General features: G+C 34.2%; 12 protein-coding genes. 5 read left to right on the top strand and 7 right to left on the bottom strand.

Going from position 1 to position 13802, the window contains the following annotated elements; translation table 11 throughout:
* Window positions 1-104 precede the first annotated feature (104 nt).
* Entirely contained in the window at window positions 105-458 is a 354-nt protein-coding gene (locus tag ACN0TY_RS04160) for an arsenate reductase family protein (RefSeq protein ID WP_417443474.1), read from the top strand.
* On the top strand, window positions 451-1365 hold the full coding sequence (locus tag ACN0TY_RS04155) for a DMT family transporter (RefSeq protein ID WP_417443473.1): 915 nt from the start codon (window positions 451-453) through the stop codon (window positions 1363-1365). The genes ACN0TY_RS04160 and ACN0TY_RS04155 overlap by 8 nt, the downstream gene beginning before the upstream one ends.
* Before the next feature lie 74 nt (window positions 1366-1439).
* Here the strand turns inward: ACN0TY_RS04155 and ACN0TY_RS04150 are convergent, their stop codons facing one another.
* The gene (locus ACN0TY_RS04150; protein WP_236957788.1) at window positions 1440-1919 is read right to left on the bottom strand and encodes an acyl-CoA thioesterase; all 480 of its coding nucleotides are present in this window, start codon (window positions 1917-1919) and stop codon (window positions 1440-1442) included.
* A gap of 197 nt (window positions 1920-2116) precedes the next feature.
* On the opposite strand from ACN0TY_RS04150, the gene ACN0TY_RS04145 reads away from it, so the two are divergent.
* The 3 genes from ACN0TY_RS04145 (at window position 2117) to ACN0TY_RS04135 (ending at window position 4580) form a co-directional block, all read left to right on the top strand.
* The gene (locus tag ACN0TY_RS04145) at window positions 2117-3079 is read left to right on the top strand and encodes a YheT family hydrolase (RefSeq protein WP_417443472.1); all 963 of its coding nucleotides are present in this window, start codon (window positions 2117-2119) and stop codon (window positions 3077-3079) included.
* A gap of 86 nt (window positions 3080-3165) precedes the next feature.
* The gene (azu, locus tag ACN0TY_RS04140; RefSeq protein WP_236957786.1) at window positions 3166-3684 is read left to right on the top strand and encodes an azurin; all 519 of its coding nucleotides are present in this window, start codon (window positions 3166-3168) and stop codon (window positions 3682-3684) included.
* 11 nt (window positions 3685-3695) lie between these two features.
* Window positions 3696-4580: a 3-keto-disaccharide hydrolase gene (locus ACN0TY_RS04135; protein WP_417443471.1), complete on the top strand. Its 885-nt coding sequence runs from the start codon at window positions 3696-3698 to the stop codon at window positions 4578-4580.
* A 9-nt stretch (window positions 4581-4589) separates the two neighbouring features.
* Here the strand turns inward: ACN0TY_RS04135 and ACN0TY_RS04130 are convergent, their stop codons facing one another.
* The 6 genes from ACN0TY_RS04130 to ACN0TY_RS04105 form a co-directional block, all read right to left on the bottom strand.
* Window positions 4590-6356, bottom strand: coding sequence for an alpha-L-fucosidase (locus ACN0TY_RS04130; protein WP_417443470.1), 1767 nt, complete (start codon window positions 6354-6356; stop codon window positions 4590-4592).
* 334 nt (window positions 6357-6690) lie between these two features.
* Complete coding sequence (locus ACN0TY_RS04125; RefSeq protein ID WP_417443469.1) at window positions 6691-7386, bottom strand: Bax inhibitor-1/YccA family protein; 696 nt, start codon at window positions 7384-7386, stop codon at window positions 6691-6693.
* A gap of 100 nt (window positions 7387-7486) precedes the next feature.
* Window positions 7487-8887 carry an efflux transporter outer membrane subunit gene (locus ACN0TY_RS04120; protein ID WP_417443468.1) on the bottom strand — a complete coding sequence of 467 codons (1401 nt, stop codon included), beginning with the start codon at window positions 8885-8887 and terminating at the stop codon, window positions 7487-7489.
* A gap of 1 nt (window position 8888) precedes the next feature.
* Window positions 8889-12038: an efflux RND transporter permease subunit gene (locus ACN0TY_RS04115; protein ID WP_417443467.1), complete on the bottom strand. Its 3150-nt coding sequence runs from the start codon at window positions 12036-12038 to the stop codon at window positions 8889-8891.
* A gap of 18 nt (window positions 12039-12056) precedes the next feature.
* Window positions 12057-13187, bottom strand: a complete 1131-nt coding sequence (locus ACN0TY_RS04110) for an efflux RND transporter periplasmic adaptor subunit (protein ID WP_417443466.1) — start codon at window positions 13185-13187, stop codon at window positions 12057-12059.
* Window positions 13187-13726 carry a GbsR/MarR family transcriptional regulator gene (locus ACN0TY_RS04105; RefSeq protein WP_417443465.1) on the bottom strand — a complete coding sequence of 180 codons (540 nt, stop codon included), beginning with the start codon at window positions 13724-13726 and terminating at the stop codon, window positions 13187-13189. The genes ACN0TY_RS04110 and ACN0TY_RS04105 overlap by 1 nt, the downstream gene beginning before the upstream one ends.
* Window positions 13727-13802: the final 76 nt, after the last annotated feature.

Below are 13802 nucleotides of genomic sequence, written 5' to 3'. Positions count from 1 at the left end.
TATAAAAAGTCACATAATTAATAACATATACTATGATATAAATACCACAAAAAGAAGGCTAAAGTGTCTTATAAACTTTAAATTTGCCGTTTAAATTTTAGCTCATGAAAAAGATATACTACCTAAGCACTTGTGACACATGTAAAAGAATCATTGAAGAACTAAACCTACCTTCAGATTTCATTTTTCAAGACATAAAAAAAGAAAGCATTACAAAGGAGCAAATTGAAGAAATGAAAGCTTTAGCTGAGTCATACGAATCTTTATTCAGTAAAAGAGCACGCCTTTATAAAGAGCGAAATTTAAAAAATAAAGAACTCAGTGAAGATGACTACAAAGAGCTTATTTCAGAACACTATACATTCTTAAAAAGACCAGTTATAATTATTGGGGATTCTATTTTTATAGGAAACAGTAAAAAAGTTGTTGAATCCGCAAAACAAGCTGTTCATGGATAAAAGAGTTTTAGCGCTATTAGCAGCCTTTGGCGCAAGTGTTATTTATGGAATAAACCACACTGTTGCTAAAGATGTAATGCCAACTTATATTGAGCCTTTTGGGTTCATATTTTTAAGAGTAACGGGTGCGGCTGTCTTATTTTGGCTCATTAGTCTTTTTGGTCCGAAAGAAAAAATTGCCCGAGAAGATTGGCCACGACTTATAGGAAGTGCTATTTTCGGAATGGTTATCAATATGCTGATGTTTTTCAAAGGCCTTAGCCTTTCTTCGCCTGTAAACAGCTCTGTGATATCCACAATTACACCAATTTTTGTATTTGTACTTTCTGCTTTGATTATAAAGGAACGCATTACTCCAATTAGAATTTTTGGAGTTTTACTAGGTCTAACCGGAGCCCTTGGCTTGGTGCTAGCCGGAGGGGAAATGCAACAAGGAGCTCCAGACATTGCATTGGGGAATATTATGGTTCTTATAAATGCTATTTCGTACGGTATTTATTTAATTTTGGTTAAACCACTCACAGCAAAATATCATGCCTTCACAATTATGAAGTGGCTGTTTCTAATTGCAATTTTTATTAATTTACCGTTTACAATTTCAGAATTCACAGCAGTAGAATGGAGTTCTCTCCCATTCGATGCTATTTGGCGTATGGCTTTTGTTGTACTTGGAACCACATTTTCTACTTACATTTTAAATATCTACGCATTAAAACAATTAAAAGCATCGACTATTGGAGCTTTTGTATACTTACAACCGCTTATCGGGATAGCTTTTGCTGTTTTAGTAGGCGCTGATAAAATTAGTACTGTTAGAATTGTTGCTGCTATCTTAGTATTTATAGGTGTCTATTTGGTGACTAAAACTAAAAAGCAAGTACCTAAGATGGAGAGCAAGCCTGTATAAAAAAAGAACTCCCTCGCAGCATATACCGCGAGGGAGTCAAACAAAAAAATTCGTCTTTCAACGATCTATTTTCATTAAGCTTCTAAATCGACTGGCTTTTTAGCATGTTTACGAGTATCTTCTTTGGTAAGTACTCTAAAGTCTTTAGCACGCTCTATCTTATCAAAAAGATGAACAGCCTCTTCTGGAAGCCCTATTAGTTTTCTAGATCCTAAATCAATCCAAGCACCCATTATTTCACAATGTGCTACGTTACGACCTTTATAATCATAGTAATTATGATGAAATTCAAAGAACATTCCATCTTCACTAAGTCCTTTTAACTCTAGAGAAACTGTTACTGGTTTCCCTGAGAATACTTCTTTAAAATAATAAATGTGTTCATAAAAAACTACGGGACCGATATTTAGCTTTGCCAACAAACGTTGATCAAAACCATTTTCTATTAAAAAAGACATTCTTGTATGAGCTGCAAATTCTATGTATGCCTTATTTGCTAAATGTCTATTTGCATCTAAATCGTTCCAACGTATTTCAAATTCCTTTTTGTACATATATAAATTTTAATTCATTCCAACATCAGAAGTAAAACATCTCCCACATAGATTGTTCTATTTTATACTTAAATAGACAGCACTAGCGATTATTATATCTAATTATTTTCTTAGTTTTAACCTTCCCTGAAAACAAATTTACAAACTATTATTATGCGCGCATAATATTTAACGCTTAAGGAAAATATATTTCTAATATGCCTATTATTGAATCTCATTACAATCCACCTCATTTATTTAAAAACGGTCATTTTGCAACTATCTATTCTGGAAAAATAAGAAAGGTAATTGGCGTAGAACAGAAACGTGTTGAACTTACTACAAGCGACAATGATTTTATCGATTTAGATTGGAGTTATTCAAAAGTAAAAACAACTAAGCTCTTAATTATTTTACATGGATTGGAAGGTAATGCACAAAGGCCTTATGTTACAGGAAGCGCAAAATTATTTAACAACAACGACTTTGATGTTGTTTCGGTAAACTATAGAAGTTGTAGCGGACGAACAAATAATAATTTTAGATCCTACCATTCTGGAGATTCTGATGAATTGGAATGGATTATAAATCACATTCTAAAAACAACTAATTATAAGGATATTATTTTAAAAGGATTTAGTCTTGGTGGAAATCTAGTTCTAAAATATTTAGGCCAACACGACACACCTTCACAAATTAAAGCAGCCATTGCAATTTCTGCTCCTTGTGATTTATATGGATCCATGCTAGAGATTCATAAAAGGAAAAATTATTTATATGCTCTTCGCTTTAAAAAGTCACTAATTCAGAAATTAAAAGAAAAGCAAAAAATATTTCCAGATAAAGTAACAGATCAAACTATAAAAAGCATAATCACTCTAAAAGATTTTGATGACATATACACTTCAAAAGCACATGGATTTTTAGATGCTTTAGACTATTACAAACAAAGTAGCTCTCTACAATATCTAGAGGCTATTACAACACCAACATTACTCATAAATGCAGAAAACGACTCCTTTCTTTCTGAAAGTTGCTTCCCAAGAGAAAAGGCAAAAAAAAATGAGCATCTTTTTCTTGAAACCCCTAAGTATGGAGGACATGTGGGGTTTTATGACACAAACAATATTTATTATAATGAAAAGAGAGCGCTTCAATTTGCATCAGATTTTACAGACTAAAAAGCTACCTATTTTCTACACAATGAATTCCACAAAAGAATCTGAAATGATTATCTTAGCAGTTAACTAAAAAAATAACAACAACAATGAAACTGTACAGTAAAATAGCTGCGTGTCTTTTTTCATTAGCCATTATAAGTTGTGGTGACGGGAAGAAAGAGAAAAAAGAAGAAAAATTTCAATATGAACAAGATCAGTCGTCTTCTAAAGAGAGCTCTGATGCTAAAGAATCACAAAATACTGTGGTTATTACAGCAAACGACATGATGAAATTCAATAAAAAAGAAATTAGAGTAAAAGCTGGTGAAAAAGTAACTATCACTTTAAAGCACGTTGGTAAGCTTGACAAAAGTGTAATGGGTCATAATCTTGTGATTCTAAAAGCAGGTACTGATCTTATAGAATTTGCTACCAAAGCTACTGGAGCATCAGAAAGCGAATACATTCCTGAAGGAACAGATGCTGTTATTGCACACACAAAATTAATTGGTGGTGGAGAAAGTGACACTATAGAATTTGAAGCTCCAGCTGCTGGAACTTATGATTTCTTATGTAGTTTCCCAGGACACTTTGCTGCTATGCAAGGTAAATTTATTGTAGAATAATTTATTTTAAGATGAAGATATATCAGTTTATAATATTGGCAGGACTAATTTTTACGATTGGTTGTAAAAACAATGAAGAGAAAAAAGAAATACCAACATTAAAAACTGATACAGCAGTCCAGCTAGAATGGGAGCAGCTATTTAATGGCGAAGACCTTTCTGGCTGGATTCCTAAAATTAGGCATCATGAGGTTGGCGAAAATTATGCCAACACATTTTCCGTAAAAGATGGATACATTACCGTTAATTATGATGGTTATAATGATGTTTTCAATAAACAATACGGTCATTTATTCTACGACAAGTCTTTTTCGGCATATTTCCTTGCTATTGAATACCGATTCATAGACAAACAAATTGCAGACGGTGAAGGGTGGGCTTGGAGAAATAGCGGTGCTATGTTACATGGCCAAGACCCAAGAACAATGCTGAAAGATCAAGATTTTCCAATTAGTATTGAAGGGCAATTTTTAGGAGGAGACGGCACTAACGAAAGACACACGTTGAACTTATGCACTCCAGGAACAAATGTTGTCTTAAACGATTCATTATTTACCCCACACTGTACAAACTCTGATTCTAAAACTTATCATGGCGACCAATGGGTTCGTGGTACATTTTTAGTTTTAAAAGACTCCATTGTAAAACATATTATAGACGGAGAAACAGTACTTGAATATACAAATCCTCAAATTGGAGATGCTGGGGTTAAAGATTTTGATCCAACCGTTAAACAAGACGGAAAAGCGCTAACAGAAGGCTTTATATCTATTCAAAGTGAAAGTCACCCTGTACAGTTCCGAAAAGTTGAAATCATCGATTTAGATCCTATCTATAGCAACAAAGAAAAACTAAACGCAACGATTGACGCTATTTTAAAAGAAGAAAAAAGCTGACTATAAACCTTAAAATTCAATTGGCTGAAGGTATAACCCTTCTAAACTAGCTGAAGAAGTATCACCTTCTATCAATCTTACTTTTAGCTCATATACGCCAGCTTCATCAAATTTTATCCACCCCATCGGGAAGTTTGTATAAATACTAGAGGAACCTTGCTCGTTTTGAACGACTTCACCATGAGAAGATTCGATCTTCCATACCATACGCCCATTTCCAGCATAGCGTAGTTCTGTTTGATAATATCCTGGTTGATTTACATTTACTTCCCAGGAAATATAGCTCTCTTTTTCAATCCAATTATGTGCTTGCGTAACATGCTTCCATTCTCCAAATTTTTCCATCCATCGTTTCCCTTCAATAGTAACATTATTTTCACTAGCTATCTCTACAGGTAATTCAGTTTTGTAAACTGGGTCAACTACAAGTTTGTCATCTACTTTTATTTGTCCTTTTACCTCTAAAACAACTACATTTATAAGTTTCTCTGGCTTTTGAAACGGTAAATTCACTGTAGCCCACTTATTTTCTTGATTATATGCTACTGAAAGTGTTTCATCTTCTCTCTGCAACTTAGCACTTACTATTTTATTCTCTAGTCCGTAAAACTCTAATTTTCCATTTTCTGGCCAATCAAAAACACATAACTGAATAGTATTATTATGAACTGTTACATCTCCCCAAGAAAATGCTTTTTTCCAAGGAGAAGGCTTTGCTCCATAAATAACACTAGGATGCCTTTTTATCCAAGATCCAGAACTCTCTAAACTAGCTTTTACAGCTTTAGGGATAGAACCATCTCCTTTAGGACCTATATTCAGCATATATGTTCCTCCTCTAGCAATAGTAGAAATTGTATTAATTAAAATCTGCTTAGGTGTTTTCCAATTTTTATCATACCATGTGTAACCCCAACTATCATTCGTTACATCTACAGATTCCCATAATCCATCTACATTGAGTACTGGAATATGCATGTCTCCAAATGTATTATAATCTCCTAATCCATGTCCTACCCTTCCAGAAACTAAAGCGTTGGGTTGATTATTCTTAACTTCTGCTATAAGTTTCTCTACATACTTCCTTTCCATCTGTCCAGGCGTATCAAACCAAAGCAAAGTTAAATCTCCATAATTTTGGGTGATTTCTCGAACTTGAGGCAAACATTTATTTTCAAAGTAATATCCAAAATCTACAGGATTCCCTTGACTATCTTTAGTAGGACCTCCTTTCCCTCCAGGAAATGTCCAGTCTAAATATTGCGCATAATAAAAGCCGAAACCGAGTCCTTCTCGTTCGCAAGCTTCTTGTAAAGCTTTCATCGGGTCTTTTCCATATGGCGTAGCTTTAACAATATTAAAATCGCTTACTTTAGAATCATACATCGCAAAACCATCGATATGTTTGGCAGTGATTATAATATATTTCATCCCTGCATCTTTTGCGAGTTTTACAATTTCGTCAGGATTAAAATTTTCTGGATTAAATTTACTTGCTTGCTTTTTATAAACATCAACAGGAATACCTGCTCGTCTTTTATCCATTAAAAATTCTGAAATTCCATAATAAGTAGTGTCCTGCCATACCCCAGCTAATTCCGAATAAATACCCCAGTGAATAAACATAGCGTAATTTCCTTCAGAAAAAAGCGTTTTTTTATCTACGGTATTATTATTTAATCCACCCCACAGTTCGTCCATCTCCTTTTCTTGTGCGTTCCCTAAAGCAACTCCACAAAATACAAGACAACACATTATATACAACACTCTATTCATAATAATTCGGTTTCAATTTATTGAAGAATTTTAATAACTCAGATACATCAGTAGTTCTACTAATTCAAGCATTTTATTAAATCAACACTATCATTCAAGATTAAAACAAGTAAATAGTGAATATCAATTTGCAAAAATATCGCTGTTTATATATCTCATTTTATACCGCAGAATGCTTATAGTAAGCAATCACAATAATTTTACTGATTGCAAACTACATTAATAACAGAGTTTTTTCTACACAAGAAATAACAAAGAATGATACTTTTTTATCATCAATAATTTGAAGAATATTTCAATTTAAGAAAGAAAAGAAACGCTCAACCGATAAAGGTTATTTCCTTCTTCCAAAAATTCTCAGCAAGAATAGAAATAGGTTTATAAAGTCTAGGTAAAGTGTTAAAGCTCCCATAACAGCTTCTTTTGTATCTTCTTCTGTTCCCTCATTCCCAATGATATTCATTCGTTTTATCTTCTGAGTATCATAAGCAGTTAACGCTACAAAAATTAAAACACCTGCATACGTCACAATCCAATACAACATTTCATTCTGGAAAAAGAAATTGACAATTGATGCTATAATAATCCCAATTAAGCCCATAAAAGCTATATTCCCAACTGAAGTTAGGTCGGTTTTAGTATAATATCCATAAACACTCATAGCTCCAAAGGTTCCTGCAGTAATATAAAAAGTAGTAGCTATAGACTCTGAAGTAAAAGCAAGAAAGATAACAGAAAACGTTAATCCGTTTAATATAGCATACCCTATAAACACAGCGATTGCAGTATTTGCACTTATCCTATTAATTGCAGCGCTTAAATAGGCAACAGCAGCAAATTCTGCAATAAGCAATCCGTAGAAATATAATTTATTACTAAAAATAACATTTACAATTTCTTCTGTATTAGCAACCCAAGCTGCTATTAAACCTGTTATAATCAAAGCTCCAGACATCCATCCGTATACTTTAGTCATAAATCGGGCTTGCTCTGCTTTTATTTGTTCTTGTGAAAGTTGATTAATATTCATGAGTTGAGTTTAAAAACTCTAATTAACACCTTTTAATTATTAAAAACAAAAAGCCCTTACAATAAGTAAGGGCACAATGTCTATATATTTTATGAAAGTCTTATTGCCAACCGCCTCCTAAGGCTTGATATAGAGTGACAATAGAGTTTAAACGGTAATACTTATTCTGAACCAATAATAATTCAGAATTTAATGAATTCTCTCTAGCTGTAAGCACCTCAAGGTAGTTAACTAAACCTTGATTTAATAACTCTTCTGAATATTGTGTTGCTAAATTATAAGCTTCATATTCTTTTTGTCTGACTTCAATTTTTCCTGTAGCAGCATCATAATCATACAATGCATCAGACACCTCTCTTCCAGCAACCAACAGTGTTTTCTTATAATTTAAAAGTGCTTGTTCTTGTTGAGCTTTAGAAACTTCAAATTGTGTACGTATTTTTCTTCCATTCAAAATTGGTTGTGCTAAACCAGCTACCAAAGAATTAAAAATAGAACTCGCATCTATCCAGTTATCAAAGTTTAAACTCTGAAAACCTACGCTAGCACCTAATGTAATAGAGGGATAAAAGCTACTTCTAGCTACATTAGTAAGCTCAAAAGCATTTACCAATCCATATTCCGCTGAAGCTACATCTGGTCTGTTTTGCAATAACAAATATGGCACCCCTGTTGTTAATTCAGAATCAATTTTTTGGGCATCTAAAACTCCTCTTTCAATAGCATGCGGTGGCTCAGCTAAAAGAATAGAAAAAGAGTTCTCCAATAATTTTATATTGTTCTCAAGATCAATCTTTATAGCCTGTGCAGTATACAATTGCGCTTCCGTTTGTTTAACTCCTACCTCAGTAACTAATCCTGCTTCCTTTAAAGCTTTTGTAGTCTCTAAACTTCCTTTTCTATTCTCAATCGTTTCATTGGTGATTTCTAATTGTTCATCCAAAGAAAGTAATTGATAGTAAGTAGAAGCTATAGCAGCAATTAATTCTGTTTTAACAGCTTTATGTGCTTCTAAGGTTTGTAAATAAGTAGCTTCAAAAGCTCTTTTGTTACTTCGTATTTTACCCCAGATATCTGCTTCCCAAGAAATATTTGCAGTCAAATCATACTGCTCATATGGCTCACTGAAAATACTACCAAACTGGCTATTCTCTGAGTTCTGCTGACGCGTAACCGACCCATTAACACCAAGTGTTGGATAATTACCAGCCTTTCCTTGTTTTAAATAAGCCTCCGAAGCAACAATTTGCTGAACTGCCATTCTAATATCTAGATTGTTCTCTAATGCAGTTTCTATATGTTTCTCCAAAATTGGATCTTGAAACAATTCACGCCAAGAAACCATTCCTAAAGAAGTGCTATCCTGAGAAATATTATCAGTTCTATATAAGTTTTCGGTCTCTACTTCAGGCCTTTCGTAATTCTTAGCTACAAAGCAAGACTGCAAAAGCAATGGAATACTAAGACCTAATAAGATTCTATATTTCTTTAAATTCTTCATCTTAATTTGAGTTATCATGAGGTTCTACTGCTACTTTTGGTGCTCCAGAAATACGTTCTTGTAACCATTGAAAGATTACAAACAATATCGGAATAAAAAATACTCCTAAAATGGTACCTATTAACATTCCACCAACAGCTCCTGTACCAATTGATCTATTTCCTGCTGCTCCTACACCACCTGCTAATGCTAGCGGCATCAATCCTAAGATAAATGCAAATGAAGTCATTAAAATAGGTCGAAGTCTCGCTTTTGCTCCATGTATAGCTGCTTCAGATAAGCTTTCACCATTTTTACGTCTCTGGAGCGCAAACTCTACAATAAGAATTGCATTCTTCGCCAGTAATCCAATTAACATTATCAATGCAATCTGGAAATATATATTGTTTTCCAATCCTACCACTTTCGTAGTAAAGTAAGCTCCAAAAACCCCTAATGGAAGAGAGAAAATAACAGAGAATGGTAATAGATAACTCTCATATTGTGCCGCTAATAAGAAGTATACAAAGACAATACTTAAAATGAAGATTAAAATCGTCTGACTTCCGGCACTCACCTCTTCTCTTGTTAATCCAGAGTAAGCAATATCATAATTTGCTGGTAGCTTTGTAGCCTCTGCTTCTACAACAGCAATAGCATCCCCTGTACTAAATCCTGGATTTGTTGCTCCAGTTACTTTTGATGAGTTAAAAAGATTAAATCTTGTTACAGATTGCGGTCCATATACTCTCTTCAGTTTTACAAACTGTGTAATTGGAGCCATTTCTCCTTCTCCTGTCCTAACATAAAGACCGTTAAGAGCATCTTTATTATCTCTATTCTCAGGAAGTGTTTGTAAGTATACACGATACTGCTTTCCAAATCTTGAGAAATCGGATGCATAAATACCTCCTATATACCCCTGTAATGTTGAAAATATAGAGTTTATAGGGACTCCTTTTTCTTTAGCCAATGGAACGTTGATTTCCATTTCGTACTGTGGATATCTTGTATTGAATGACGATTGCCCATATTGTATTTCAGGATGCTGCATTAAGGCAGTCATAAAATCACGATTAGTTTGATCCAGCTCTGTAAAAGCACCTCCTGATTTATCTAAAAGGTTAACCTCAAACCCAGAGGAAACTCCAAATCCAGGTATACTCGGCGGAGCAAAGAAGACAATATTTGCTTCAGGAATAGAAGCCGCCAAACCGAAGAGTTTTTTAGTAAGAGCATCTACAGAAAGAGAATCTTCACCACGTTTCTCCCAATCATCTAATTTTATAAAACCTAATCCGTAGTTACTACCTCTACCTCCTAGCAAACTAAAACCACTAATTACAGATACTCCTTCTACTCCAGGAAGATCTTTGGTTTTTTCATATAATAATCTATTAACTTCTCCTGTTCTATCAATTGAAGAACCTGGAGGCAATTCAACATTGGCAAAAATAATTCCACGGTCTTCACTAGGCACAAAACCTGTAGGTGTTGTTGAAGAAACCCATACAATACCCGCTATAGATGCCAGTAAAGCAACTCCTGTAATCCATTTATGCTTATATAAAAACCCTAGGGATTTACCATAACGCTGAGTTATAGCGTTAAATCCTCTATTAAAACCATCATAAAATCGTTGTAAGAAAGAAGTGTTCTTCTTTTCTTCCTCTGTATGTGTTTTTAGCAATAATGCACATAATGCAGGACTCAAGGTTAATGCATTTACTGCAGAAATCATGATCGCCACAATAAGTGTAATACCGAATTGCTCATAAAATACCCCTGTAGGACCTTGAATAAAGGTTACTGGAATAAATACGGCCGCCATTACTAATGTAATCGAAATAATAGCTCCAGAAATTTCATGCATCGCATCGATGGTTGCAGATTTCGCGGACTCAGAATTCCCTTCCTCAATTTTTGCATGGACGGCCTCGACGACCACAATGGCATCATCGACGACAATACCAATTGCCAGTACTAATGCAAATAACGTTAATAGGTTTATAGAATATCCAAAAACATTCAGGAAAAAGAACGTTCCAATAATCGCCACTGGAACTGCAATTGCAGGAATAAGTGTTGAACGGAAATCTTGTAAGAAGATAAATACAACAATAAAAACCAATATAAAGGCTTCTACTAGCGTATGTACTACTTTTTCTATAGACGCTGTTAAAAAGTCATTCGTATTATATGGAATAAATAGCTCAACTCCTTTTGGAAAAGTAGGTTTTAGATCATCTAATTTCCCTTGAATAGTTTCTATAATCTCTTGTGCATTAGAACCTTTAGTCTGATAAATTGCCATGTTTATACTAGGGAAGCCTTTTGTAACAGAATTTGCAGCATAAGATTGCGCATTTAATTCTACATCGGCTACATCCTTAAGTCTTAAATACTGACCATCGCCTAACGCCTTTATAATAATATCCTCATATTGAGTTTCGGTCTTAAAACGTCCACTATATTTAATAACATATGAAAATGCCTCTCCATTATTCTCTCCTAAAGATCCGGCAGCAGCCTCCAAACTTTGTTCGGTCAATGCTGCAACAACATCTGTTGGAATTAGGTTATAAGCAGCTAGCTTCTCTGGCTTTAACCAAAGACGCATTGCATAATCCTGCTGCGAAAACACATTAACGTCTCCAACCCCTTTAACACGCTGTAATTCTGGAATTACGTTAATCTTAAGGTAATTCTGTAAATAAGTAGCATCGTAATCTTTATTCGTTGAATAGAATGATATAAACATCAACGAACTTGTTTGCTGCTTTTGTGTAATTACCCCTGTTTGAACCACCTCTTGTGGTAATAAAGAGTTTGCTCTCGAAACTCTATTCTGAACGTTTACCGCGGCAATATCTGGATCTGTATCTTCATCAAAATAAACAGTAATATTAGCTGTTCCAGAGTTTGTAGCTGTTGAAGTGATATAAGTCATCCCTTCCACTCCGTTTATTTGCTCCTCAATCGGAACAATAACACTCTCTAATATTGTTTCTGCACTCGCTCCAGGATAAGTAGCATTTACTTGAACCGTAGCTGGAGCAATATCAGGATACTGTTCTATAGGGAGTGAAATAACCCCTAAAACCCCTAATATTACTAATATAATAGAGATTACTGTAGACAATACAGGTCTCTCAATAAATGTCTTTAGCATATCTTATGTTTTAAGCTTCTAGTTTCTAAATAAAGTTTTTATTGGCTTGACTATACTGTCGTAAGAAACTTCTTGGGGAGCAATAAGCATCCCTTCTCTTAGTTTCCCTACTCCCTTTGCAACAATCACATCTCCTACTTTTACTCCAGATTTCACAACATATAGATTGTCTATCTCATCACTAATTTTTATTACTTCTGATGAAACTTTATTTTCATCATTCACATGATAAACTAACACTTGACCTTGTTGTTCAAATGTAGATTCTTGAGAAATAACCGGCTGATCTTTATATATAGTTGGAATTTTTATTGTTCCACTATTCCCATTAGTTAGCAATGAATTTGGATTATCAAAAGTCGCTCTAAAACTAACCGTACCAGTATTCTGATTGATTTGCCCTGTTACAGTTTTAATTTTTCCTTTATGTGGATATAAAGCTCCATTTGCTAAAACAAGATCTATCTCAGGGAAATTATCTAGTTTTTCTTGACGAGTATCTCCTTTTGTGTTCTGAATGTAATCAATGTAATCTTCTTCATTCATAGAAAAGTAAGCATAAACCTGCTTAATATCTGAAACCGTTGTTAATGGTGTTTGATCATTTGGACTCACAAGAGTACCTTCTCTGAAAGGAATAGCACCTACATACCCATCCACAGAACTTTTAACAGTTGCGTAACCAATACTAGCATTAATACTACTATAATTACTTTTTGCTTGCTCTAAGTTTGCTTTTGCTGTTTCCAATTGCACTTTACTGATGATCCCTTTCTCTACAAGTGGCTTCAACTTATCTACATTAACCTGCGCCACATTAACGCTAGCCTGTGCAGCTTGTGCGTCTTGACTTAAAGATTCTGTTTCTAGTCTAAACAAAGTCTGTCCCTTACTCACTTTCTCTCCTTCATCTACTAAAACCTCTTTGATGTAACCAGAAACTTTAGCACGCACATCACTATTAAGAACCCCCTCTATGCTTGTTGGGTAGGTCTTATAACCTGTAATTTCTTTACTTTCTACTTTAACAGTAGGAAATGGCATGGCCTTTTGCGCTTGACTTTGATCCTGCTCTTTCTTACCTCCACAACTTAATAAGACTACTGAAAGTCCCATTAATATAATTCTTGAATATAATTTTGAACCCATTATTTATCTTGGTTGACAGTTATTAAATTACTTTTTAATTTATGCAAATTTTCGATCATCCTATCCACAAACTCTATATAGTGTTTGTTATATGATAAATCTTTTCTATTTTCTATTTCACGGTCGATTTTATCGTTTGCTAACAAAACCTTATGACGATAATCGAGCACTTTGATATGTAACTCCTTTTCTTTTTTCCAAGAATTAATTTTATCATCTAAACGGTTCACCATATTATCAAACGAAACTTTAAAATATCTCTTACGATCTCCAGGCTTAGTGTAATATCCAACTCTACCCATAGACTGTAAAAGCTGAAGATTAGTAGAAGCTGAGCTCTTGCTAATCTTTAACTCTTCTAAAATTTCATCGAAGGTAACGCCATCATCTCCCGCTAAAGCTAAATAGGCAAAAATCCTTGAAGACAATGGAGATAATATATCTTGACACTCAAAATACACTCCCATCTCTTCAATAAGCTCTGCCTTTACTTTATTTAATTTTTCATCTATTAACATAGTGCCTAAATAAGAGCGCAAAATTAACTCTAGTTCGGATAATACCGAACTAAACAGTCGTTAATAGTTTGTTAAATCTATCAAAGAACTTAAAAAG

This window comes from Joostella sp. (genome assembly GCF_048266025.1).
Classification (GTDB): domain Bacteria; phylum Bacteroidota; class Bacteroidia; order Flavobacteriales; family Flavobacteriaceae; genus Galbibacter; species Galbibacter atrarenae.
The sequence above is the reverse complement of the archived record's forward strand: the minus strand, read 5'-3'. Positions and strand labels throughout refer to the sequence as shown.